The 22,781-nt window shown below is 50.1% G+C and carries 19 protein-coding genes and 3 pseudogenes; 11 read left to right on the plus strand and 11 right to left on the minus strand.

The window, feature by feature from the left end:
• Window positions 1–72 precede the first annotated feature (72 nt).
• Together HU722_RS14650 and HU722_RS14655 are read right to left on the minus strand one after the other, a co-directional pair.
• On the minus strand, window positions 73–261 hold the full coding sequence (locus HU722_RS14650; protein ID WP_186754857.1) for a hypothetical protein: 189 nt from the start codon (window positions 259–261) through the stop codon (window positions 73–75).
• A gap of 74 nt (window positions 262–335) precedes the next feature.
• Complete coding sequence (locus HU722_RS14655) at window positions 336–3,467, minus strand: SIR2 family NAD-dependent protein deacylase (RefSeq protein WP_186754855.1); 3,132 nt, start codon at window positions 3,465–3,467, stop codon at window positions 336–338.
• 254 nt (window positions 3,468–3,721) lie between these two features.
• On the opposite strand from HU722_RS14655, the gene HU722_RS14660 reads away from it, so the two are divergent.
• Window positions 3,722–5,032 carry a DUF6161 domain-containing protein gene (locus HU722_RS14660; protein WP_186754853.1) on the plus strand — a complete coding sequence of 437 codons (1,311 nt, stop codon included), beginning with the start codon at window positions 3,722–3,724 and terminating at the stop codon, window positions 5,030–5,032.
• Between the two features lie 909 nt (window positions 5,033–5,941).
• Entirely contained in the window at window positions 5,942–7,108 is a 1,167-nt protein-coding gene (locus tag HU722_RS14665; protein WP_186754850.1) for a hypothetical protein, read from the plus strand.
• 195 nt (window positions 7,109–7,303) lie between these two features.
• On the opposite strand, the gene HU722_RS29075 is transcribed toward HU722_RS14665, so the two are convergent.
• Window positions 7,304–7,813, minus strand: coding sequence for a helix-turn-helix domain-containing protein (locus HU722_RS29075; protein WP_345945860.1), 510 nt, complete (start codon window positions 7,811–7,813; stop codon window positions 7,304–7,306).
• Between the two features lie 578 nt (window positions 7,814–8,391).
• Here HU722_RS29075 and HU722_RS14675 point away from each other — a divergent pair.
• The 4 genes from HU722_RS14675 to HU722_RS14690 all read left to right on the plus strand — a co-directional run bounded on the left by HU722_RS14675 (window position 8,392) and on the right by HU722_RS14690 (window position 12,081).
• Complete coding sequence (locus tag HU722_RS14675) at window positions 8,392–8,718, plus strand: hypothetical protein (RefSeq protein WP_186754847.1); 327 nt, start codon at window positions 8,392–8,394, stop codon at window positions 8,716–8,718.
• A 111-nt stretch (window positions 8,719–8,829) separates the two neighbouring features.
• Window positions 8,830–10,191 carry a TnsB C-terminal domain-containing protein gene (locus HU722_RS14680; protein ID WP_186754845.1) on the plus strand — a complete coding sequence of 454 codons (1,362 nt, stop codon included), beginning with the start codon at window positions 8,830–8,832 and terminating at the stop codon, window positions 10,189–10,191.
• A complete protein-coding gene (locus HU722_RS14685) occupies window positions 10,181–11,047 on the plus strand; it encodes a TniB family NTP-binding protein (RefSeq protein WP_186754843.1) in 867 nt (288 codons plus the stop codon). Before HU722_RS14680 ends, HU722_RS14685 begins: the two co-directional genes overlap by 11 nt.
• Window positions 11,047–12,081, plus strand: coding sequence for a TniQ family protein (locus HU722_RS14690; protein WP_186754835.1), 1,035 nt, complete (start codon window positions 11,047–11,049; stop codon window positions 12,079–12,081). Before HU722_RS14685 ends, HU722_RS14690 begins: the two co-directional genes overlap by 1 nt.
• 212 nt (window positions 12,082–12,293) lie before the next feature.
• Here the strand turns inward: HU722_RS14690 and HU722_RS14695 are convergent, their stop codons facing one another.
• On the minus strand, window positions 12,294–13,457 hold the full coding sequence (locus tag HU722_RS14695; RefSeq protein ID WP_225930620.1) for a site-specific integrase: 1,164 nt from the start codon (window positions 13,455–13,457) through the stop codon (window positions 12,294–12,296).
• 78 nt (window positions 13,458–13,535) lie between these two features.
• Between HU722_RS14695 and HU722_RS14700 the strand changes: the two are divergent.
• The 4 genes and pseudogenes from HU722_RS14700 to HU722_RS28865 all read left to right on the plus strand — a co-directional run.
• Window positions 13,536–13,829 (plus strand): annotated as a pseudogene (locus HU722_RS14700) (DNA-binding protein); the annotation flags it as partial.
• Between the two features lie 52 nt (window positions 13,830–13,881).
• Window positions 13,882–14,100, plus strand: a complete 219-nt coding sequence (locus HU722_RS14705) for a TerC family protein (RefSeq protein WP_225930621.1) — start codon at window positions 13,882–13,884, stop codon at window positions 14,098–14,100.
• Between the two features lie 2 nt (window positions 14,101–14,102).
• Window positions 14,103–14,844 (plus strand): annotated as a pseudogene (locus HU722_RS14710) (transporter substrate-binding domain-containing protein).
• A gap of 109 nt (window positions 14,845–14,953) precedes the next feature.
• Window positions 14,954–15,367 (plus strand): thiamine pyrophosphate-binding protein, encoded by a 414-nt coding sequence (locus HU722_RS28865; protein WP_225930622.1) that lies wholly within the window; start codon window positions 14,954–14,956, stop codon window positions 15,365–15,367.
• 177 nt (window positions 15,368–15,544) lie between these two features.
• On the opposite strand, the gene HU722_RS29255 is transcribed toward HU722_RS28865, so the two are convergent.
• The 7 genes and pseudogenes from HU722_RS29255 to HU722_RS14750 form a co-directional block, all read right to left on the minus strand.
• A complete protein-coding gene (locus HU722_RS29255) occupies window positions 15,545–16,399 on the minus strand; it encodes a methyl-accepting chemotaxis protein (RefSeq protein WP_437182535.1) in 855 nt (284 codons plus the stop codon).
• 6 nt (window positions 16,400–16,405) lie between these two features.
• Window positions 16,406–17,488 (minus strand): annotated as a pseudogene (locus HU722_RS29260) (HAMP domain-containing protein); the annotation flags it as partial.
• A gap of 346 nt (window positions 17,489–17,834) precedes the next feature.
• Window positions 17,835–19,265, minus strand: a complete 1,431-nt coding sequence (locus HU722_RS14730) for an FAD-dependent oxidoreductase (RefSeq protein WP_186754831.1) — start codon at window positions 19,263–19,265, stop codon at window positions 17,835–17,837.
• Window positions 19,255–19,521, minus strand: a complete 267-nt coding sequence (locus HU722_RS14735; RefSeq protein ID WP_225930703.1) for a (2Fe-2S)-binding protein — start codon at window positions 19,519–19,521, stop codon at window positions 19,255–19,257. Before HU722_RS14735 ends, HU722_RS14730 begins: the two co-directional genes overlap by 11 nt.
• Window positions 19,522–19,540: 19 nt before the next feature.
• Window positions 19,541–20,734 (minus strand): NAD(P)/FAD-dependent oxidoreductase, encoded by a 1,194-nt coding sequence (locus tag HU722_RS14740; protein ID WP_225930623.1) that lies wholly within the window; start codon window positions 20,732–20,734, stop codon window positions 19,541–19,543.
• 17 nt (window positions 20,735–20,751) lie between these two features.
• A complete protein-coding gene (locus HU722_RS14745; protein WP_186754815.1) occupies window positions 20,752–21,690 on the minus strand; it encodes a dihydrodipicolinate synthase family protein in 939 nt (312 codons plus the stop codon).
• A 29-nt stretch (window positions 21,691–21,719) separates the two neighbouring features.
• Window positions 21,720–22,241, minus strand: a complete 522-nt coding sequence (locus tag HU722_RS14750) for a helix-turn-helix domain-containing protein (protein ID WP_189683743.1) — start codon at window positions 22,239–22,241, stop codon at window positions 21,720–21,722.
• Window positions 22,242–22,496: 255 nt separating this feature from the next.
• On the opposite strand from HU722_RS14750, the gene HU722_RS14755 reads away from it, so the two are divergent.
• Window positions 22,497–22,778: a DUF3311 domain-containing protein gene (locus tag HU722_RS14755; RefSeq protein WP_078823999.1), complete on the plus strand. Its 282-nt coding sequence runs from the start codon at window positions 22,497–22,499 to the stop codon at window positions 22,776–22,778.
• Window positions 22,779–22,781: the final 3 nt, after the last annotated feature.

Raw genomic sequence — 22,781 nt, forward strand, 5'->3', positions numbered from 1 at the left:
ACTATTTTTCAGTAGTTTAAAAGGAAAGGACTTTAAAAAAAGTAGATTCCGAGTCGAATGTTAGGGGACTTATCATTTTTTGAGTCGTAATTGACCTGAGCAAATCACCATTTCGATGTAATGTGTTTCACATACTTGCTGATTTTTTGCTCCATCTAGCTGATCTGCATTCTGACTTGATGATGCACCCGCCGAGGGCTTTTTGAGCACATCAAATTCAGCGATTTGAATCTGATGATTTCCTCGAACTGAACCAGTCATCAAAAAATGACTTGCTCAGTGGAAATGGCGTTAGTCTTCATTGGTTAAAGAAGTCTAACGCCTACCGATCAGAGTTAAAAAATTATGGCTACTGCATGAGCAGTTGGTCCCCGCATGGAAAACGACAGCTTGAAACTTACGTCGACATTAGTTTTTAAGCCCTCACCTGGCAAATTTTCAAATTTGGCACTGTGAGCAAAAATGCTGTCGTTCAACTCTGCACACCTAATGAAGCAAAAGCTGACATGCTCTTGTGAAATTGTCCCTCGGTATACTATATCTTGCCCGTCAGGGCCGACAGTTTTTCCGTGCAGCGCGTTCTTTTGCCATGGAGACATACGAGCTTTCTTAAGAAATGCGAATGTTTCCTTCGATTTTCCGCGGTCTCCATGGAGGTACTGATGCCTCGCGTACCAAAATTGAGCATCATAGTTCGCATCAGACGGAGAAAAGCTTCGCTTAAGATGGTGCTCAATTTCTATATTTTTATGATCGTCATTGAAGCTTATTAGGTGCTTGGCGAGTTCAAGGTGAAGGGGTTTACTATTCGGGTTATGCACCAAGCCAGTTCTCAAGATCTTCTCTGCATCTTCATAATCTTCAACTGTTAGACGCTGCCTAGCGAGTCGAATAGTAACAAACTCACTAGAATTGTTGCTTCTGTACGCTTCCTCAAGAATTTTCTTTGCGCGTCCGCTATCTTGCAGTTTAAGCGCGAGATTTTCTTGTCGGGTTAAAAGATACTCATCGCTTGGAAACTTCTGAAGCCCATTATAAATTGTAGCTTCGATTTTTTTCACCAGCTCGATGAAAGCCCGATTAGTGAGATCGTCGGAGCTATCATCGCTGATTGCATTAATTCGATCTTCAAGCTCATCAAGCTGAAGCTCGGCAAGGCCATTATATGCCCGGGAGTCCTTATTGCCTGTTACAAGTCTATCGAAAATTATCCGCGCCTCGGTTCGGTATTTCTCAATTTCCAAAATAGCCCGGGATTCGCGAGCAAGCTTTTTATATATCATAGCTTTTGTATGCAGAATAGCTCTGTCGGTACGACCTTCGGTAAGCGATTTTTCAGCGGATAAAATTATGCTCAAAGCAGCTTTAGTATCGCACCCTGCATGATTTAGTTCATAGACGGCTTTTTGATGAAAAATATAATGCATGTTGGCGCCAGTCCTGCTGGCTGCTTCGTAAATTTTATTTGCAAGAGCTTTGTCCCCGAAAATCTCAGCCAACTGCTTGCCTTTTATGAGATGAGAAAAAGCTTCACTATCGGCCGAGTACTCCAAATTAAGGTGCTCCAAAACTCTGATTATCTGATCGGCTTTTTCATTAGGTGTCTTCAGAGCATGCTCGAAAACAAATTTTGCGATCAGCGAATGTCGGGCTTTGAATGCATAATCTCGGGACTCATAGTCCATATATACTTTAACAACATGCTCAAGAGGTGCAAAAAATCTATTCCTGAATTGTTCTATTCCTATTCCTGATATTCTCGAAATCAGTCCTACCCTTACAGGCACGTCCAACCTATTAAGAGTACACACATCCATGTAGAGAATTTGTGCTTCCACAGGAACTACCCGAGAATACTCATGAAGAACTATTTCTTCAAAAGGTTTTCCAGAGGTCGCCTCGTGTAATGCAACAAGCAGTTGACGGTCCGCACTTAAGTTAAAGTGAGTTCTTATATCATCGATATTATTGTTCTTGAAGTTTCCTAGGCAGTTGTGCTTTTGCAGCTTATCAATTAGCTCGGTTATTTCCAAATCTGTGAGGGTGGAAAGCTCATACTCTGATGTCACAAACCGATCAAGGTCATCACCGAACTGATTCCATTCGTTGTTCCTTGCTGAAGTAAGAATAGAAATATTTGCTGGCTCATATTCGAACGCGCGATAAAGTTTTGAGAGATCATCTGCACTCGCAATAGCGTCATCTAAAATAAAGATCAGCTTCGACTCGCATTTTAGTGCAAGCTCTTTTATCAAGGTCGGTCTCAGTACCGCTCCTTCTCTCAGCCTTACGACAGTTGCACCTAAGTCATGGGCGGCATACCAAGCCACACGTTTCAACACCGTGCTCTTTCCACTGCCGGCATAGCCCTTGACTAAGAACGTGTTTACTCCTTCTATAGCATTATCAATGATTGAGTCGATAATCACCTGGTCACTGACTCTACGTTTTATATCTAAATTTTGAAGTATCCCACCCCAATCGGAGTCTAATCCACGATAAAAATCAATTGGTTTAACGCCTGCACCTGAGAGGCCTGGATATACATGTTCGAGCTCAGTATTGAGATAAGTTTGCAGTTGCTCCGACAAAGCTATCTGAGGCTTTAGATGTTTGAATATCGGACTTAAATCCGATATTGCAAGCTTGGCTAAAATTCGTTTTTGTTTATCAATTTTGACATTTAAAAAGCTGATAAAATCTTCAAACGTGGCTTTTATAGGATCGACACGCTGTCCTGCCCACATTTTCATGTCATACTTACCAAGGCCTGGATCAACAAGCATGTAAGTTGGCCTATGTATTCCCATATCGGACAGATCAAACATAATTTGTTGTACGTTTGGATCGCTAAGCTGATAACCGCAAAAAATAATAGGATGTTCGCGACCAAAGTCGGAAAGATGTCTGAAAAGTCGCGTTCGATTCTTTTTATGTTTGGCATATTCTTCGCTTGCCAAAATCAAAGGGAGATCTTGATCATTTATTGTATTTATGCAGCCATGGAGCTTGAAGTAAGGAAGAAAGTTTATATCACTCATTACCTCGCTAAAATTGTCGCCGTCGCGAATGATAGGCGCCAATTCTTGCATCCGGGAACTAGAATTGGCATAAGCTCGCTCAATGACCAAATCGTAGTTTGTGGTAAATATGGAGTGCCATCTGAATGTTGGGATGAGTTTATGGAAATCAGATGGGTATAAGGGATAGAACTTCTTCTTAATGAATTGTTGCACCTCTGGAAGGCCTGCCTCGTGTTTCGCGTAGTCTGCGACTTGGACAAGCGTTTTATGTTTTTCCTCGCCTCCAAGGAATTGATCAGAAATTGCATCTCGGAGACCAAATCCTGATAGAGGTAGCTCATTTTGCAGGCCTTTTGAGCCATAAGCTGCCCCGGCTCCTAGGAAAAGAATCGCTTTACCTTGGGCGATTTTCTCCAAAATCCACGGCTTCACCATGTCATCCATCACAGCTCTCCAGGGTAGTGCATTGTGATGCCCAGAATGCCATCATTAGCCAGAAAAATGCAAAGCCCTCGAAAAGCAGAAACGTTTTACTAACAGCTAAGCTCCAGGAATGGCAGACTAAGATGCTGCCTTCAGTCGCAGGATTAGGCGCCGAAGTGTCATTTGATGGATCTCGGAAGGAGTTCACAAATGAGTCCAAATATTAGCATAAGCAAACTATGATGTTTTGATTTTTCAACCGCGGGAGTTCATGGATGCAACAGCCAAGCCCAGTAGTTCTAATAGTTAATGGCAACAAGGTCGAGTATGCTCAAACCTCTGAGGTTGAAGAGTATTTATACGCTCAAGAGCAAAACTGGAAATGGCTTAATAAACTTCCTGATCATTATAGAGAAAATGGAATCGCTCTCTACATGGAATATTTTTTTAACCGCATTAGCTCCATCCGAGAAGAACTAGCATCAGGTGCAAAGAGAGTTAAACTTGGCAGTGAAAAAATGCCGTACACTTCATTTGATAGTGATGAAGGTTATTTGATCTTAAAAACCAAGGACGAGTATGGGGCAGTGACCGCTGCTCTGACGCTTCTTTTCATGAACAAGTATACACGAGGTACTATGTATCGTGACGGTAGGGTGAGAGAGTTTGCGGAAGATCCCAAGCTGGTATTTGAGAGGTCTGTCGCAATTCAAATTGGATTATCACTGCAGGAATTTTCTGCATTAGTTGCTGATGCGCGCTCCTCTGTCGTGCGCCAAACAGTTGAAAGATTTGTTTCACATGCCGAACTTGCGACGGATGCAGTAAATCAGTACGTGATAGAAATTGCTGATAAGACGGAGTCTTTAGAGGCGCGGGCTGATAGAGTTGTGAACTCGATTACGGCGGCTTACCATAAGCGCAAAAAGAACTATATTAATTTCGCTTCAAAATCCCGTTTAGCTGCAAAAAACGCAGTTGAGGAAGTTAAAGTAACTTTGGCATCGGCTAAGTCTGCATACCACGATCAAGTTGATCTAGATGCTTCCGTCCAGTATTGGAGCGTTCGAAAGACTAATCACTCCAAGTATAAAATTTATTGGTTTTTGGCTGTTGTTCTGAGTATGATTTTGACATTTGGCTCGGTGGTTGCTTATTACGGGCTAGGTGGTGCTTCCGGCGTGCCAGAGCTATTCGGCCAGATGAGCCCTGAGGGGGAACATGCTACAGCTAGTGCAAATGTTGAACAGAAAGTTCTGGCGGGAAAGTCACGCTCCGAATTAGCATCAGCGGTCGCTGACTTGGCAGGCGCTGCTTTGTTGATAACTCTTCTTGGGATATTAATCAGAATATCTCTCAGACAGTTCAATACACATTCGCATTTGGCTCTTGAGGCGGAAGAACGAATAACTTTTACGAAGACTTACCTCGCGCTACTCAACGAAGGAAAGTTAAAATCTGAGGAGGATCGGCGCTTGGTTTTGGAAAGTCTTTTTCGCACTACTAAGTCAGGAGGGGCAGATGAAATATCCTTTGCAAGTCCAGTCGAGTTGATTCTGAAGACTATTAGCGATAAAAAGCCTTAGTGTTCCATAGTATGATAAGGGGCTTGCGGGAATATCGTCACGCCCTTTATTTTTGCCATAAAAAGCTCTTAATTAATACGTGCACTCATGAATAAAAGGACTGGAATCCCTACTCTATATTTTTTATCAAGCAAGAGAAGCCTGTCGACAGAGTGGTGCTAGACTTAGCCTCCTAGCTGTACCGGGCGCAAACGCGAAAAAAAATTACGCGCCTTTGATCAACTCAAGCAGATTACTCTCGATGTAATTGTAGGCAAAGCTGTCGTTGTATCCGCCGCAGTCTAATTATGATTTCGTTGCTGCCGGAAGTAACGTTAAAAGATGCAAAACCGAATGCTACCGGCTTATTGCTATTACTATTCTGCTAATCTTTAACGTTCTATACTGGTATCGGGCAGCCCGCCCACCTTGGGGTGTCGAATTTATAAAGTTTGTTGTCTTACGCTCGCTAGGCATGAGCGCTACTGCTGGATGGTGGCGGCTAGTGAGATTTGCATAAACAATAAACTCTCCTCTAATCTTTTCTTTTGCGCACCTGCGTCCCGGGCACATAGGGTGCTTTAATATTTCTGCGCAAGGGATGAGTACCTTATAGAAAGACTCTTTGTAGGGCGCTGGCGTCGAATCGATCCATTTTGCCGATAACAAGCTGACCCAACACCGATCGGGGAAAATCCAGCATTTGTAATGAGTTCATAGGATGGAGCTTGGGTCACCAACTTTTCAGCAACTGGGTCAATCCTATGCTAGCGGGAACAGCCATAAATCAACAGGTGCTCGGACGATGGCACAGGACGACGTCTGTAGCTTGCGTGTGGTTCGAAAATGACCTTAAAAAAGTTACTATGTGTAAGTACCTAAATACGCTTGTGAATATCACATGTAACAGTTAAGACTGAGCCGGAACCCATGACAACATCGAGCCTCAACCCTCCGCGCTTACCATCGCAATCAAATTGGCTAAAATTCATTGAGTTGGAACAGGCGGGTAACCTGGAATGCTTTGGCGGATCGGAGTATCCGCTGTATTCAGATGTAGAGGTTCGGGGCGAAATATCAAGTGGGCTTGGCCCTTACGCGCTTCTGAATGCAGTGCCCATGGGCTCGGGGACTACTGCCGATATCGTAATGGTACTGCGATCCTTCATTTTTGAAGGCCACGAACACGTGAGCTTATCTAATAACCTCAAAACTGACGTCAAACGCTTTCACGGCGGTCATCTCCCAGAGGAAATCACAGCTTTGACTTCACTGGCGCTAGGGATTCGGCTTAAGGCTGGCGATGCGAATCGTTACTTCGATGCGAGTGATCGCCTTGGGAGATTCGTCGCATACAGTTCCCGCCCGTGGCCGTCCCTTTCTGTCAACCCAGGGCGTCCAATCATACCCACGCCCAAAGATGTGTTGCTAAACGACATCCAGGCGCGTTTGACAACTATACCAACACTGAATGCTGGTCTCTATATTGAGCTAGTTAGGGCTGCACGAGCATATCAGGATGCTTTGTGGATTTCCGAGATCGAGCCTCATCTAGCCTGGCTGCTATTTGTATCCGCTATCGAAATTGCAGCGAATGCTCAGTTAGCTTCTGCTGGGTCGTCGACTGAAAACCTCAAGGAACTTAAGCCTGAGCTAGCCAGAATGGTCGAAAATGCTGGTGGAGAGGATTTGTTGAACGAGGTCGCGAAGGACCTTAAGGGTTTATTTGGATCGACCAAGAAATTCCTGATGTTCTGTGAGGAGTTCATGCCGACAGAGCCGTCTGAGAGACCCAGCTTAGATTGGATGAAAATTGAATGGACTTGGTCTGGCCTCCTACCAATTCTCAAGACTGTTTACGCGCTCCGTTCTCATGCACTGCATGCCGGCATTCCTTTCCCCGCGCCTATGTGCCGACAACCTGATCAATGGCGCGATGACAACGTACCGGCTGAGAGAGCTATCACCTCGCTTGCTGTCCAGACCATGAACGGCCAATGGGTACCTAAGGATGCACCAATTGCCCTACATACGTTTCAGTACTTCGCCCGTGGCGCGCTTCTGAATTGGTGGGATCGGATTTCTATTAATACTTGAGGGACAAGTCTCGCTGGTCAAATACGGTGCACATGACTGATCAGGTCGAAAGCAAATGGGGGGCAACCTCGGGCAATTACCCGACTGTGATCTGAATATGGCCGAGAGCAAAATCCTCATGCTCTGAGGAATCCATTCAAAGCATCTGGTCAGGTCCCATGCAAACAGTTGGTCAGGTCCAATGCAAATGGGTGCTCATATACAACGCAAATGGGTGGTCAAGTAGGGTGCAATTTCCCAACCCTGTTTCCGGATTTCCCTGAGCAGAGCAATTGCGGGGATCCAGTGCGGTCGAGCGGCATCTACGCGCTGACGCAGGAATGCCTCAAAAGGCGCAAGCTTGCCCACGCACTCCGCGTGCGGGCCGTAGACGTAGGGCTGGCGCTGGGGTTGTAATTTGAGGTGGCGTCGAATGGTATTGCGTGAGCAGCCCATCTGCCGAGCAATCGCTCGAATAGACAAAGCCTGATGAACAAGAACACTGATTTCCACGTGTTGTTCCTTGGACAGCATGGGGCGGCTCGCAAAAGCTGAATTTTGCCCAAGTGGGTCAGTTTTCAACCGGCAGGGTGGGTCAGTTTTGCATCGGTACCGACACATTGGCATCAGATATTCTTGAATGCTCTTTGAGTCGTACCCAGGATGCTGGTTGGTTGGCAGGCTGTCAGCATCAGCGAAGGGTTGATCAAATGGAGCCGGTTGCATGGGGCTCCCTCTGCCGCGTTGCGATATGGAATCTCTCTTGCCTTCTTCCCAGGATGCATTGCCAGTATGTGATAGTCACCCAGCAAAGCGCATGGCTAGCCGGTAATGACCGGTGACATGATGGATTGAGGTCGACGAGACGAACTGTAAGGCCCAATAGCTGTTGTTTTCGTAGGTTATGCCCACCATTCGACATGGCTAGCGCTCTATCCCAAAACGGTACCTTGAAAATGGACGTTTTCTGTCGTAATGCGATGCAATCGATATGAAACCGCGCAAAATCTTTAAGAAATTCAAAATAAGTTATTCAACAGTTTCATGTAATTCCAATAGATGCGGTGACTTGCTCGGGGCTGGAAAGAATGCTCTGCATTGGAAATCAACGACCCAAAATGCATACACAAAAATCACCATCTATAGAGGTAATGAGCTAAAGCCTGAATTGAAAGGTAATCGCTATGCAATTCAGCTGCTCGTCGATAGATCCTAATCACTTAAAAAAATTAATTGCAAAGACCAATCATTATTTGATAAAAAAAAGGCCAAGCAAGTCATATCTTCGACAGAGGGATAATCTCGTGCCCATCGAACTTGTAGAGGGTCTTCAGGTGATTGCGGCAGGCAAGGCTGCAGTTGTAACTCGTGCTCTTGGGGGGGAGCATGTCGAGGTTGTTCTTGTATCGACGTCAAAGACAGTGGTTGTAAAGCTGTCCGATATAGAGTATCTAAGGCCAACTAATCGTCATAATGTCGTTCCTTTGAGTACAGTTCGGCCGTTAGATGTGCCTGATCAGGAGATGAAAGAGGCATGCCGTCGTTTCGAAATACTAGAAAAGTTAAGAAGTGGCGAATTGAATTTTACAGAAGCATCTTTGGAATTGGGAGTAGCTAAAAGTCACCTGTAAAAACTGCAAAAAAATTTTGACAAAGAACTCGGCCCTATAGGACTTGTAAGGAAGCTTCGAGGAGTAAAGCGAGGAGTGAGTCGGCTGTCGGAGCTCGCACAAGTTGAAATCATGAAATCCATCGCAAAATTCCAAAACGAGGAAAGTATTCCACTGTCGACTGTCTGGAATGATGTGCAGATCGCATGCATGGAGATGGGAATCGCCAGTCCATGTCAGCGGACTGTTGTGAGAAGAATAAAGGCCACGCTCACCGCACGACAGGTAACCCGGTTACGTGAAGGGAAGGCAGTTGCAACTCAAAAGCACGCTGCTAGACCCGGAAAACGCAAAACGGGACGCCCTTTAGAGCTAGTTCAAATGGATCACACGCTTGTAGATATTATTTTGCTTGCAAACGACCGCATTCATATTATAGGTCGTCCATGGCTAACAGTAGTAATAGATGTGAATACGCGTGTGTTGCTGGGGTACTATTTAAGTCTGCATTCTCCTAGCGCTGTCTCTGTGGCCTCGGCTATGTCTCACGCAGTGTTAATGAAAAATGAATTTCTTGAAAGGCTTGATCTTGCTAAATACGCTTATCCTTTTTTTGGTGTGCCAGCGATTGTCTATATGGATAACGCCGGTGAGTTCACGAGCGTTAAGTTTCTGTCGGCGTTAACCCAGGCGCAAATTGCTTACGACCACCGCCCCCTTGGAGCGAAACATTATGGAGGACATGTGGAGCGCTATATCGGCACGATGATGAATAAGGTTCATCTTTTAAACGGCACAACAATGTCAGATTCAAGGGCGCGGAAAGATTTAAGTAAGTGTACTGCGCCTACCATGACATTCAGAGAGTTTAGTCGCTGGTTTTGTCTGCAGGTATTTGAATATCACAATAAAGTACACTCTGGGCTAGGGGAGTCTCCAACCGAGGCTTGGAATAGTTATTTTAAGCCAGCGGGTATAACTCCATATCCTCCGATCGTTACAGATCCGCATCAGTTCCGACTACAGTTTATGCCTACTGACACGCGAGATGTACATCCATACGGTATTCAATTTAAAGGAAAGGTTTATTGGGATCCAATCCTCGAGCCTCATATTGGAGCAAAGAAAGCAATTTTTAAATATGACCCTTTTTCACTAAGCCAAATATGGCTGCGTGTTGATAGTAGCTACATCCCAGTACCATTTTCGGATTTGAGCGAGCCTGACCTTACGTTTGAAGAGTATCGCGCAAGCTTATGTTTTAGTGGTCGTAAGATCCCTGGGACGTTTACCGATCTGGCAGTAGTTGATTCTTATCGTGAGGCCGAGGGAATAGTAGGCGAGAGTAAAAAGCTTGCCGCGCGATCGAAGGCCCATAAGGAAGAATACCATCTTGCCCACCCAAGCCCCCATGTGGCCGCTGAAAATGTATCAAATGTAGATTACACGCGACCACCTAAACCATTCAACGGAGGCAAGCGTCATGGCAGCTGATCATATTAGACAGGATCTTAAGCATTATTTAGATTTAGATGTTGATGCTAGGAAAGTAATAATGCTGCAAGATATATGGATAGACTATTCTCCTAGTGAAAAAATATTCCAAATTATGAATAACATCGAAATGGCTCCGAAGCGGATTACTGCTCCAGCATTATTAGTGAGTGGCGTGGGCGGAACAGGCAAAACGGCAATTGTCAGGCAAATTAAAAATAGAATCACGAATAGCAGCGGATTGATCTTTGTAAATATGGCCGCCGACCCTGACGAACTTGAGCGGAAAAAGGATTTAAAATCTGAAATATACAAAGAATTAGGCGTCCCTCTTTCATCTGCGGGTTTGCGCGGAAAATCATCAGTCTCACTGCCTAGAGAACTTGTGGAAGTGCTAAGCCTAAGGTCAAAGTGGGGGCTTGTCATAGATGAGTTTCACGATCTTCTGCTCGTTGGCAAGCATGAGCAGAGAATGAACGGGTCGATGTTGAAAACCTTGCTTAGCGACCCCTACGGAATGAAACTGTTCGCATTTGGAGCAGTTGGGGCACGAAGAGTCCTAAATGCAAAAATCGAAACCAAAAGGAGATTTACTGAGGTTCTATTGGATGATTGGTCGGAAAGCGAAAACTTCCGATCATTTTTATTAGGGCTGGAGCAGTGTCTTCCGTTGAAAGAGCCATCTAGGCTTTATGAAAAAAAATTGACACAGTTAATATTGGTTTCTACAAGCGGTCGGATGGATAAGGTTATAGATTTAATACGCTCTGCCGGCTGTTATGCGTTGATGCGCAGACTTGAGCGTATAGATGAAGCCTGCATCGTAAGCGCTACAGCTGACCCATGGGGCTTTTGATGAAGCTCCTGAGTCAGTGTGTTAGTCCTTTTAAGGATGAGACCCTTAGCTCATGGCTCTACCGTATTTCTCTTCAGCGAAAAGTCATAGATATCAATCGGGTAATTATTCTACCAAAAGTGAAGATATTATGGGACGGCCCGGTCCCACATAGTATTGATTTTGACTTCGATTTTTCCTCTGATTTTGCCAAAAATGCTCTTCTAATTACCGGCTTGAGCAGTAAAGTAATTACAAAAACGTTTGCGCCACAAACCCATAAATTAGTTAGCTGGGCGCGTCGTACGCTATTTTGTAAGAGTTGCCTAAGCGCAGACATTGCTTCTGGTCAATTGCCAGGGTGGCGTAAAAGCTGGTGTTATAGAGAATCCGTGCATTGCGTTTATCACAGAGAAGAACTTGTTAGCTTGGAACAAGCCCCTACCATCTCTAAATCATGGGATGCGTTTGTACAGAACGTGCATGCCATGCACCCCAGGCCCACTATTAACGTCGAACGACTCTCTCTATTGTGTTTTAACCTGTCTCATAGGATTTCCAAACGTAAAAAAGAGTGCTCACTTACTGAATTAGAATTGTTTGCGAAATTATTTGACGTATTTCTAATGGCTCGTACGTTCAGATCCCGAGCAGGAGTGGCACATTACACGTTTGGCTCAAGATCGGTTCCGTTTCTCGAGCGCGTTACATCTTATGCTGATTCAATCAAATATGGGGCAGAGGTTTCTGGCGCAAGGGCTAAATATGGAAGTCTCTTCATGGTAGCGTATTTGATGGACCTATTGACAGATCGCGAAATAGACACCATCGCAAATGTTGCCGGAGTGGTAAATATTTCATTTCCATCCTCAGAATCCATTATTCCTACAATATATTTTGGGTGTTGTGATGTTTCTGATTATGAATATCTACATGGTTTTTTGGGGGGGTTTAAACGTATTCCTGGTAGCAAGATAGATATTTTGTTTGCTCGACTTGAAAGGGATGTCGGTCAGCGTATTTTTTGCCGAGACTTTAAATTTGGCTCCAGATAGCTGTTTAATTTCACTTGACTATCAATATTTTATAGAATGCAGCATCATTTTATTTGTATATGTTTTAGCGGTCGTTTATCAGTCTAATTTTCATAGAGTGTACGGCCGATTATTCGAAATCTCGTTATTGGTAATAAAGTTTAAGTTATTAGGTGGCTCTGAACTCGGCACTTATAGCCTTGACTAACTTTGCGAGTTCCTGACTGAGCTGATCACTCCCCCCCCAAGAGAGGACTGGCTTCTTCTTGTCCCCCTACATCCGGATCCGCGGGGAGCTTTTCCTCATTTACTATTGACGACTTAAATAAAGTTGTCGCTCGACTTTCGAGTAATGCACCCGCTTGAAAGTAGCCCATCACCGTAGCCACACTGCGGTGTTCAGTCATAGCCATCACTTCACCCAACGGAACACCCTGACGACCCGCCTCGGTTACGAATCCTGAGCGTAGACTATGCGCCGCCCAATCGCCCTCGAGGCCTGCCAATTTGGCTCTGCGCTGAACAATCCGCGCTACCTGGTCAGCGGACAGACCCGTCAGCCCAACTTTGTCTCCTTTATAGATACGTCGAAATAAGGGGCCTGTTTCCGCTGGTGCTGCCAACAGCCAAGCTGTAAGTGCCTCGCCTGCGGGACCGCGTAGCGGCTTTTCTCTGCGGGCCCCGCCGGTGTTGGTTTTGGTCACACCCAGCGCATACAACCAGGTGTCGGTATCCAGTTGGCGTACATCGCTAATTTGTAAGTTCACCACCTCAGAACGCCGTCGGCCACCGCCGCTCCAGGCCAGTAGGAGGAGGGCGCGGTCACGCTGACCGCGAAGACCATCGGTGCAGGTGGCCAGCAGTGCCTGTAAAGACTCAAGTACGATGGCGGTCTTCTTACGCACCGATAGCCCTTGGCGTGACTGCGCCTTGCGTGCCTCGCGTAGCAAACTCTTGAGCGCCGGTGCATCGGTGGGGCTGTCCCAGCTATTCAGTCGATGCCATTTGCCCAGTACCGAAAGTCGATGACTGACGGTGTTGTAGGCCAGCACACCGGGCTTGGCTTTGACCTTTGCGCGGATAAGCGCAGCATCAATGGATGCTGGCAATAAATGCACCCATCTGCCGTCGTCCGTCGGACGGGCGAGGTGATCAACCACAAACTGGACCGCCACTGCGGCTTGCAATGGCGCATCGCCTAGCGCGTGTCCGTAGCGCAGTCGTAACCACGCCGACCAATAGGCAAGGGCGCTGCGATAGCTACGCACAGTGTTATCCGCCGTGCCGGCGGCAATGAAAGCTGCAGCTGCTTCCTGTGCGTTGAGGGTCAGAAAATGCAGGTCCAACGGCGTTTCGTCGACCTGCGAAATCTGGTTCGTAATATTTAATACGTCCAACGTATTTTAAATCCATATTGTGAAAGATAACGTCGGATAACATTCTATTATCAGACCTAATATAGCCCGAGGTGAACCATGGCGGTAGGCGTGCCGGAAAATGATGTGTTTGCGGCTGCGGACGCGGTCTTGGCGCGCGGTGAGCGGCCTACGGTCGAACGTGTACGCCTGCATCTGGGTCGTGGGAGCCCGGCCCGGGTTGGCGGACTGCTCGATCAATGGTGGGCGCGCCTAGCTGAAAGACTAAACGGTGCGAGCCGATTACCGACACTGCCGATCGAGGTAGCGGAAGAGTTTGTCGCTGTGTGGCAGCAGTCGATCTATCTAGCCCAGGGCGTCGCCGAGCAGGCGCTTACTGAGCAACGGCAAGTGAGTGATCAGCATCCCGATCATCATCTGGGGCAGCAAGTTGGTACTGCATTTCATGGATCGATATCCGATTGTCATCACCCTTGGAGCTGCATTGCTCGGTTGGATCGCGGGCAGTATGGCGATCACTGATATAAGCCTGCCGGCGGTACCGGCCTGGGCTCATTACGGTGCCGGCGCCGTTGGTGTGGCAATGGTGTTGATCATTGGAAAATGTATTGTCAGTCGGGATGCAGCTGCCGGTGAGAAATTAGAAACAGAGAGGAGTGAGTAGCCGTGGAGTTTGATCTTGCCGCCGTACGAAAGGATATCGCTCCACAGGGAAAGCTGCGGGTTGCAATTAACCTCGGTAATCCTGTACTGGCGAAGCTTGACGAGAAGACCCCAGGTTTTCTCTGGCGTGTCGGTCGTGTTGGCCAATGCACTCGCTGATGAGCTTGAAATTGCTATTTCACTGACCGCCTATGACGCCGCCGGCAAGGTCTTCGCAGCACTTGAGGAAGGAGCTTGGGATCTTGCGTTTCTCGCCATTGAGCCAGTCAGGGCTGAGAAAATTTCCTTCTCAAGCCCCTACGTCTGCATCGATGGAACCTATCTGGTGCGAACGGAAAGCATGTTTAAGCTCGCTTCTGCCTTGGACGCTGGCGGCTGCAGGATCGCAGTGGGTAGGGTAGCGGCCTATGACCTGTTCTTGTCCCGGACGTTGAAAAATGCCGAGTTGGTTCGAGCGACCACTTCAGCCGCCGCCGTTGACGAGTTCTTGAAGCTTGGCCTCGATGCAACTGCAGGTGTTCGTCAGCCGCTGGAGCGCTTCGCCCGAAGTACGACAGGCGTCAGGGTGTTGAGTGACAATTTTACGGAAATTCGTCAGGCGATGGCTGTTCCGAAAGGCAGAGCGCTTGCTGCTGAGTACGTCCAGAACTTCATCAATCGCTGTCTGCGCAGCGGACTCGTTGCCAAAGCGCTGGACGACAGTGGCGAGCGGGATGCGCGAGTTGCTCAGCCCTACGTGGGTTAGCCCAAAAAATCATTGTGTCGGGCCACGTGACAGGGTCTTTTGATCAGCTTGTTGTGTTGTTCCGATTAGCAAAAAAGACGCCGTCGTCTCATCACTAAGGTAAGTAGAAATGGCAAAGGCCGCAGATATCGTCGTGCAATGTCTAGAAAATGAAAGCGTGAAATATGTCTTCGGCATTCCCGGCGAAGAAAATCTCGATCTGCTCGAATCTCTGCGTAAATCTCAGATCAAGCGGGTGCTGACCCGTCACGAACAATCCCGCTCTCAGCCAATGAATGGGCATCTTCGAAATAGCGCGCAACTATCCATCGCGGCCTCCCAATTGGGACCTCTGCTTTTGTCGTCCCTAAATCCGCAAATCTCCGGCTTTTCAGACCCCATAGAGCAGTTGATCGCTCGTCTTCGGGCGGATCCTGGAGCGAACTGGAGCAATGAGGCCATGGCTCAAGTAGCAAAAATGAAAACGCTCATCTGCAGCGGACCTCCATCCCTTGCAGGTAGGTCCCTCACCGACTATCTATGAATCAGGACTAGCTAATTACGGTAGCTATCTACTCGGTCGACCAGCTCGGTGAGTTCACTTCATTTCGTGGGCTACTCAAAAGCGATCGCAGAGCGGCAATCGATTTACCCAGACTTTTAAACTGATTATCCAACGTGCAGGCGTCGCGTGTTTGTGGCGCCTGCGGGGAAGTAGGAATCAGAACTTGAACCGGCCAACTAACCCCTTGAGCTGACCGGAAATATCGGTCAACCGACTCGATCCGGTTTTCGCCGAGACGGCAAAACCCTCAACTAATTGTGCATCGGCATGGATCTGCGCGATGTGTCGGTTGATCTCTTCGGCCACCTGGTGCTGTTCCTCGGCGGCCGTGGCGATCTGGGTGTTCTGGTCGCGGATGGAGTCCACCGATCCGCGGATCTTGTCAAAGCTGTCGCGGGCCTGCTGGATCCGTTCCACGCTGGTGTGGGACACCTGCAGGCTGCCTTGCATTTGCTGCGTGACTTCCTGGGTGCGACGGGCGAGGTTGCCCAGCAGGCTGTCGATTTCGCCGGTGGAGTCGGCGGTGCGCCGGGCGAGGGCACGGACCTCGTCGGCGACCACCGCAAAGCCTCGGCCCTGGTCACCGGCACGTGCGGCCTCGATGGCCGCGTTAAGCGCCAACAGATTGGTCTGCTCGGCAATTGAGCGGATGGTGTCGAGGATGGTGTTGATGTTCTTGCTGTCCTGCTCCAGCAGTTGCATGGTCTGGGTCGACTTCTGCAGGTCTTCGCTGAGCTTGAGCACGCTGCCGGTGGCTTCGCCGATATGCTGTTGGCCGTCGTGTACGTCGCGGTAACCTTCGTCGGCACTGACGGCGGCGGCGCTGCAGGAGCGCGCGACTTCGTTGGCGGTGGCCACCATTTCATTGAACGCCGTGCTCACCAGCTCCACGGCTTCGCGTTGGCGGCCGGCAGCCTGGTTCATGTTGCGGGCCACTTCGCTGGTGTCGGCGGCGGCGCTCTGCAGGTCCGAGGAGGCGTTGCCGATGCGCTGCACCAGTTGGGCGATCATGCCGAGGAATTGGTTGAACCAGCCGGCCAGGCTGGCGGTTTCGTCCTTGCCTTGCACCTTGAGCTGGCGGGTCAGGTCGCCTTCACCTTCGGCGATCTCTTGCAGGCCGTCGGCCACGCCGCGAATCGGGCGCACGATCATGCTGGCGAAACTGGCGCCGACGAGGGCGAACACCACGGCCAATGCAGCAGCGATGGCCGCGATCAGCCAGGTCAGGCGGGTGGCGCCGGCCATCACTTCATCGCGCTTGATCAGCCCGATAAAGCGCCAGCCCAGGTCTTTGGAGCTGACCACGTTAGCCATGAAAGCCACGCCTTCGATGTCGATTTGGGTCACACCGTCGCCGCGCTTGGCCAGTTCGGCGTAGTTAGGCCCGAGCTCGGCCAGGGGCTTGAAGTTGTGCTTGGCATCGCTGGCGTCCACCAGCACGTTGCCGTTGCCTTCCACCAGCATCAGATAGCCGCTGTCGCCCAGCTTGAGCTTTTTGACCAGTTCGGTGAGTTGATGGAGCGACACATCAATCCCCATTGCCCCCACAATTTTGCCGTTCGCGTCAGTAATGGTGTGCACGGTGCAGATCAGCGTCACGTCATCGGGTGCCCAATAGTAGGCGTCTGTACGCAGGGTGGTGCCCGGTGCGCTCATCGCGGTTTTGTACCATGGCCGCACGCGTGGATCGTAGTTGGCTATGGTCTTGTCGTCAGGCCAACCGGCGAAGCCGCCGTCATCCGTTGCGACGGATAAATACGCGGTGTTCGGATGGCTTTTGGCGAACCTGTCGAAGATTTCCAATAGCTGTCGATTGGTCTCAGTAAGGGGGATCTGTGCCGCGCCGGCACCACTGTAATTTTTCAGGTCCCTGGCCGCGCTGATCCGCGGATCCTTGGCGAAATATTCGACGTTCTGGCTGATGCCGTCGAAAAACTGCTTCATGCCATTGTCGATCTGGCGGATCTCGCGGCCGCTGCTGTCGAGGAAGTTGGTCACGGCCCCTTCACGCAGATTCAACACGACCAGCACGGCCACCAGAATGACCGGCACGCACGCGATAGCGGCAAACGCCCAGGTCAGCTTTTGTTTGATATTCATGACTTCACCTGCAGGTATTTATAATTTTTGGCAAGGAGAAAACAGTAGGGTAGAGCGTCGTACATGTTGTTTTTAGAAGGTGTACTCATGCGTACCCCTGTATCGACTGTGGGGTATGCGGATTAGAAACATAAATGCTCATTTGTGTCGGACCTCCATTCTTTATAGGAAGTCTTTCACCGATTTTTACGGTGTCTGGACAAGCCCACCACCCAGCGTCGTTTTGACAATCGCTTGCGCTGGCCTTGCTCCATTTCTTCAGCTCAATCAGGCCTGTGTTTTGGCCTGATACTCATCGCTACTTGTCAGCAAAAAAATGGTTTGTGTGGATGACAGCGCAAGCTGCTTAGTCCTGGTGGACGAGTGCAAGGCTAGCCAGCGGGATTGGTTTGACCGGTGCTTGAGCGGTATAGGCACCGGTCTGATTGACAGCGATATTCCGTTCAGTCGATATCAAATGTGCAACAGTATGTTGGCAATAACGACCTTGGCATGCGCCCATGCCGCTACGGCACGCGAGTTTTACGCTGTTGACCGAGGAAACATGGGGATGCTTTTTGAGAAATTCGTACACTTGACCGGCGGTTACGTCTTCACATCGGCAAATCAGCGTTTCGCTATCAGCGAGTTTCGTAAGTGCATCCAGACGAGGCGCAAAAAAAGTCGCAACAACATCTGCGAAAGGCTTTGCACGTCCCAGTGCCCTACGAGCGGGTACTGCGGATAGCGTAGCGTCAGGCCTCAGTGCTGCGACAATAGATGTGCCCGCCAGTCTGCCTTGGCAATGAGCCATTTCGGCACCCGCTACACCGCAAGGTTCTCCGGCGACGTAGATATCTTCCAGAGAGGTGCGCATCGTGTCGTCATGATCGACAACCCATCCACCTCGCTCGGGATTCCAATTGACACTGCAACCGGCCTGACGGGCAAGTTCGGTGCTCGCCAGTAAGCCATAGCCGATGGCAAGTCCGTCGACGAAATGATGGCGTTCGGTACCTGGCAGGCTGGCCCAGTTGATATCGACGTTGCTTAATGTAACGCGTTCTACGCCTTCCTCGCCTTGAGCTCGGGTGACGATAGTCGAAAAACGCAAGGGCACCCCTTTGCGCCATAACTTGAAAAGTATTCCTGCAAGTTGACCAAACATCCGCCAGTGACCTGGTAGTGCGCGCCAGCCTGCCAATAGTTCACGAACCTTCGGTCGAGGTCGTGCGATGGCTACTTCCTCGATCTGCGCGCCGGCGTCTACGAGTTGCCCCGCCAGCAACAGCAACAACGGGTGGGATCCGGCGAGCACATAACGCTGTGCCGAACAAAGAAACTGACTTTTAAGAAGCGTCTGGATTCCCCCAGCCGTCATTACACCAGGGAGCGTCCAGCCAGGGAACGCTACGGGTAAGTCATACGCGCCTGTAGCGATCAGTAGTTTGCTGCAGTCAAGCAGATGAGAGTGTTCTCCCTCGACAATCGCCAGTTGAACTCCACCTTTTTCAGGATGGAAGACCCCCCAGGCACAGGTCGAGAAATACCATTTTATACGAATGTTGTTGCGTGCCTGCTCAAGCAGTTTTTGTCCGAATGGGTAACTGGCAAATGCACTACTCGGGGGTGCGTTAAAGGTCGAGGGAGGCTGGCGAAAAATCTGTCCACCGGGCGCGGCCTGTTCATCAACGACAGCGACGTGCAATCCGGCGTCACTGGCCAGAAGTGCCGCTGTCAGACCAGCCGGCCCTGCGCCGACCACTACAAGGTCATAGTTAAGGGTTTCAAGCTTCATCGGTCACCTCTACGCACATTCCCGGACTAACGAGGGTCATACAGCTGCGTTGGGCTTCCAGTCCGTTAATCTTGACCATGCATTCATAACAAACACCCATGTTGCATACCGGTATGCGCAAGGTGCCGGTCACACTGCGGCGGAAGCCGCGAGCACCGGCACCTAGTAACGCGGTCGCTACAGTTTCACCCGGATAACACAACGTCTTGTGCCCATTCACGAGTATTTGGATGGGGGCAGGGCGCAAATCCGCCACGGGCTCGATGCGTCTGGAATCAGGCAAGGGTCAGGCTCCCAAAGCGGCGTGGATCGAAAGGAGTGATGTCCAGCGTTGCGGGTCGGCCGAGAATGCGTTCGGCGAGCAGTCGTGCGTAGGTGGGGCCCAAAGTAAAAGCTGACCCTCCCGTAGCAATGTATAAACCGTGACTTTTGGGAACTTCACCCAGCAGCGGAAGTTGATCAGCTACCAGGGCCGTTGTACCGGTCCACACCCGCAGGATAGAAAGTTTTTTCAACGCTGGGACCACCGCCAGCGCGGCACTCATATTGCCAGTCAGTGAGCTGATTAAAAGCTCGGGTCGGCGATCCAGGTCGATCACGCCATTGACATGATGCAACCGGGCCGGCCAGCCGCCGCCGATGAGGATGTTGCCGTCGCTGGTTTGCTTGAGGGAAAGACGGCGCCCGGCGTGTTGAATCAGATGGCTGATCATAGGAGAAGTGCGCACGGTCGTGGTCATGGTCAGCGCGACTGGACTGACAGGCAGACTGACGCCGGCCATGGCCGCTATTCTTCCTGACCAGGCACCGGCGGTAATTGCCAGTGTGCGAGACAGGCATTCGCTTCCGTCACTGAAATGCACTCGCCACACACCTTGTTCATAATTCAGTGTGCTTACGCCAAGGCCGCTATCGATGCGGGCGCCAAGGCGGGCAGCGGCCGCAGCATAGGCCAGAACGCAGCTGCGTGGATCCGCTTTACCCTCTTTTGCACAAAATGCCGCGCCCAGTATTTGTTCACTGAGGTAGGGCGCACGGCTACGCACTTGAGCCCCATCCAGTAGCTCTACGTCCAAGCCACTGGCGCGTTCGAGCATCACTTTCTGCTTCAAGGTTTCGATCTGTTGAGGCGTCTCCGCAACCATGAAACCACCGTGCTGAGAGACGCCGACTGGCATGCCGAGCTCCTTCTCCAGGCCAGCCCAGGCGTTTTGCGCATCAAGGTGCAACGGCATCGCCTCTGCTGCCTTGCGGGCGGCATCGGAACCATTCTCGATCATGCGGTATTCGAGCTGAAAGTGCAGGCTGCCAGCGTTCTGGCTCGACGCTGCGCTGTTCAGTTGCGCGCGCTCAACCAGGCGTACTGTGGCGCCGGCCTTCGCCAAGTAGTAGGTCACCGCGCTTCCCAGCAGGCCGCCGCCGATCACCAGGCAGTCAACCGTGTCCTGAGTCTCGGCCTGCTTGGACATGGCAGTCATTAGCGCGTTCACTGTGCAGTCGGGTTAACGATTTCGATACCCAGACTGGTCAAGGTTGCCGCCACCGACGCGACTTCAACCTCGTTAAGCTCCAGTAATGGCCGACGCACGAAGCCTGCCGGGACCCCGCGCAGACGCAAGGCAGTTTTGAGGATGGCTTGGGCACTCCCGAAGTTCCCGGCAAAATCCTTGTTGAACCAAGCTTTCATGATCACCCGGTCACGTTCGCCCAGCTCGATTGCGCGAGGCTTGTCGCCACTGCGTATCAGGTTCCAGAAATCCGGGTGGTCGCTTCCCAGAACGCCACCAGCCCCCATCAATCCGTCGCCGTGCCCTAGTTCAACCAGATCCGCGCCGAGCTTTGAGGTCGGAACATTGAAGTAACGAACCTTGCCCGACAGTCGATAGAGCCCGTCGAGAAAAGCCGCGAAATTCGGTGTCGAATTCTTGATGGCAACCACATTTTCGATGTCGGCCAGACGATCCAGCAAATCGACATCCATATCGACAACACATCCCCGCGGCCAGTTGTAAATACACATCGGCATATTGGTCGCGTCGGAAACGTCCTGGTAGAACTGCACCAATTCATTGGCACTGGGAACGATGTAGGGCGGAGGTGTTAACAGGATGCCGTCCAGCCCTGCGCGTTCGGCGGCATGGGCGTGGCGGATGGCTTCAGCCGCAGTGAAGGCATTACAGCTGCCGATCACGGTCATTCGCCCGTCGATGGTGCGTGCAGACTCAATGAACAACTGTGCCCGTTCCGACTCGCTCAGGCTGAACCATTCTCCCGAGGTGCCTGCCAGCACCACACCATGCATACGCTGTTGAACATACCATTCGAGCTGACCAGCCAGACCATTCAGATCCAAGTCGCCTTCACGGGTAAAGGGGGTGGTAATTGCCGGAATGTAGCCGTACCAGTCAACATCGTTTCTGTTCATCTGCAAAACCTTCGGATGGTCTCAAAATATCAAGGAACCGGAGGGGTGATCGACATGATGATCTCCACATCCTCTTGTCCTTCGTTCATGTATCGATGTGCAGCGCTAGCGTCGAATGTGATGCTCTCACCGGTGTTGACGATATAAGGCATATCGCCAATGACGGCTTTGAGCGTACCTCGAACCACGTAAACGCTCTCGAGCGACGGATGCCTCAGCGGGATTTCAGACGAAAACTGCCCCGGCTGGAAAACCGCCCGCAAGACTTCCATTTGCCCGTTTCCCCGGGTCAGGCGTTCGTAGCTCACTCCACCCTTGGGGCCCATGAGAGTGGTTCGATCGCCTGGGCGACTGATCCACACGCTCGGGGCGCTTGGATCGGAGAAAAGAGCCGACATGGACTCTCCGAACACACTGCTGAGTCTGCGCAGGGTCATGAGACTGGGTTCAGTCACTTCTCTTTCAATCTGACTCAGCAAAGTCGCAGACAATCCTGTCTCGGCAGCCAAGGCTCGCAACGACAATCCGCGCGACACACGCAACTCATTCAATCGTTTTCCTAGCACGCTCTGTTACTCCAGGCGATAGATGTTTTGTACGTTATGAGTGCACGACAATCAAGTTTTTTGTGCAGTCACGGTGCACGTTTAGACTGGATTGAAAAATTTATCCATTTTGTCAGGGGTTTTATCCAGTATCTGCTTGGTTTGTTCACTTTTCATCAGAAACATTTTGACAGCTGCGCGGCTTAGCCTTAGGTTCGGATTGTGCACTGTCGCTGCACAACAATGAAAAGGTAATTGATCATGACCGAACGCGCCTTACCGCTCATACGCGATCGCAAAAGCAAGCGCCCGCATTTGTGGATGCTTTGTTTGCCGTTCTTGTGGCAAGTGGCTGCAGTGCCATGGGCCAACAGTATTGACTACGCGCCTCTAGGCCTACCGTTTCCGATGGTCTGGCAAATGCTAGGGGTGATTTTCTCCAGCATCGTATTCGCCGTCATTTTTCATTTGGATCGCCGCGCAGGCGTCGAAGATGAGGAGCAGGCATTTTTGCTGGCACAGACCCACTCAAACGTTGAGTAGCAT

The sequence above is a fragment of the Pseudomonas tritici genome, assembly GCF_014268275.3.
Taxonomy (GTDB): Bacteria; Pseudomonadota; Gammaproteobacteria; order Pseudomonadales; family Pseudomonadaceae; genus Aquipseudomonas; species Aquipseudomonas tritici.

Bases quoted from the DNA above. Each gene is read 5' to 3' on its own strand.
- HU722_RS14685 (WP_186754843.1), top strand. From the start codon at position 10,181: ATGGCAGCTGATCATATTAGACAGGATCTTAAGCATTATTTAGATTTA.
- HU722_RS14745 (WP_186754815.1), bottom strand. From the start codon at position 21,690: ATGAACAGAAACGATGTTGACTGGTACGGCTACATTCCGGCAATTACC.
- HU722_RS14755 (WP_078823999.1), top strand. From the start codon at position 22,497: ATGACCGAACGCGCCTTACCGCTCATACGCGATCGCAAAAGCAAGCGC.
- HU722_RS14655 (WP_186754855.1), bottom strand. From the start codon at position 3,467: ATGGATGACATGGTGAAGCCGTGGATTTTGGAGAAAATCGCCCAAGGT.
- HU722_RS14690 (WP_186754835.1), top strand. From the start codon at position 11,047: ATGAAGCTCCTGAGTCAGTGTGTTAGTCCTTTTAAGGATGAGACCCTT.
- HU722_RS28865 (WP_225930622.1), top strand. From the start codon at position 14,954: ATGGCAAAGGCCGCAGATATCGTCGTGCAATGTCTAGAAAATGAAAGC.
- HU722_RS14730 (WP_186754831.1), bottom strand. From the start codon at position 19,265: ATGAAGCTTGAAACCCTTAACTATGACCTTGTAGTGGTCGGCGCAGGG.
- HU722_RS14650 (WP_186754857.1), bottom strand. From the start codon at position 261: ATGACTGGTTCAGTTCGAGGAAATCATCAGATTCAAATCGCTGAATTT.
- HU722_RS29255 (WP_437182535.1), bottom strand. From the start codon at position 16,399: ATGATCGCCCAACTGGTGCAGCGCATCGGCAACGCCTCCTCGGACCTG.
- HU722_RS14660 (WP_186754853.1), top strand. From the start codon at position 3,722: ATGCAACAGCCAAGCCCAGTAGTTCTAATAGTTAATGGCAACAAGGTC.
- HU722_RS14705 (WP_225930621.1), top strand. From the start codon at position 13,882: ATGGATCGATATCCGATTGTCATCACCCTTGGAGCTGCATTGCTCGGT.
- HU722_RS29075 (WP_345945860.1), bottom strand. From the start codon at position 7,813: ATGCAACCGGCTCCATTTGATCAACCCTTCGCTGATGCTGACAGCCTG.
- HU722_RS14740 (WP_225930623.1), bottom strand. From the start codon at position 20,734: ATGTCCAAGCAGGCCGAGACTCAGGACACGGTTGACTGCCTGGTGATC.
- HU722_RS14680 (WP_186754845.1), top strand. From the start codon at position 8,830: ATGAAATCCATCGCAAAATTCCAAAACGAGGAAAGTATTCCACTGTCG.
- HU722_RS14665 (WP_186754850.1), top strand. From the start codon at position 5,942: ATGACAACATCGAGCCTCAACCCTCCGCGCTTACCATCGCAATCAAAT.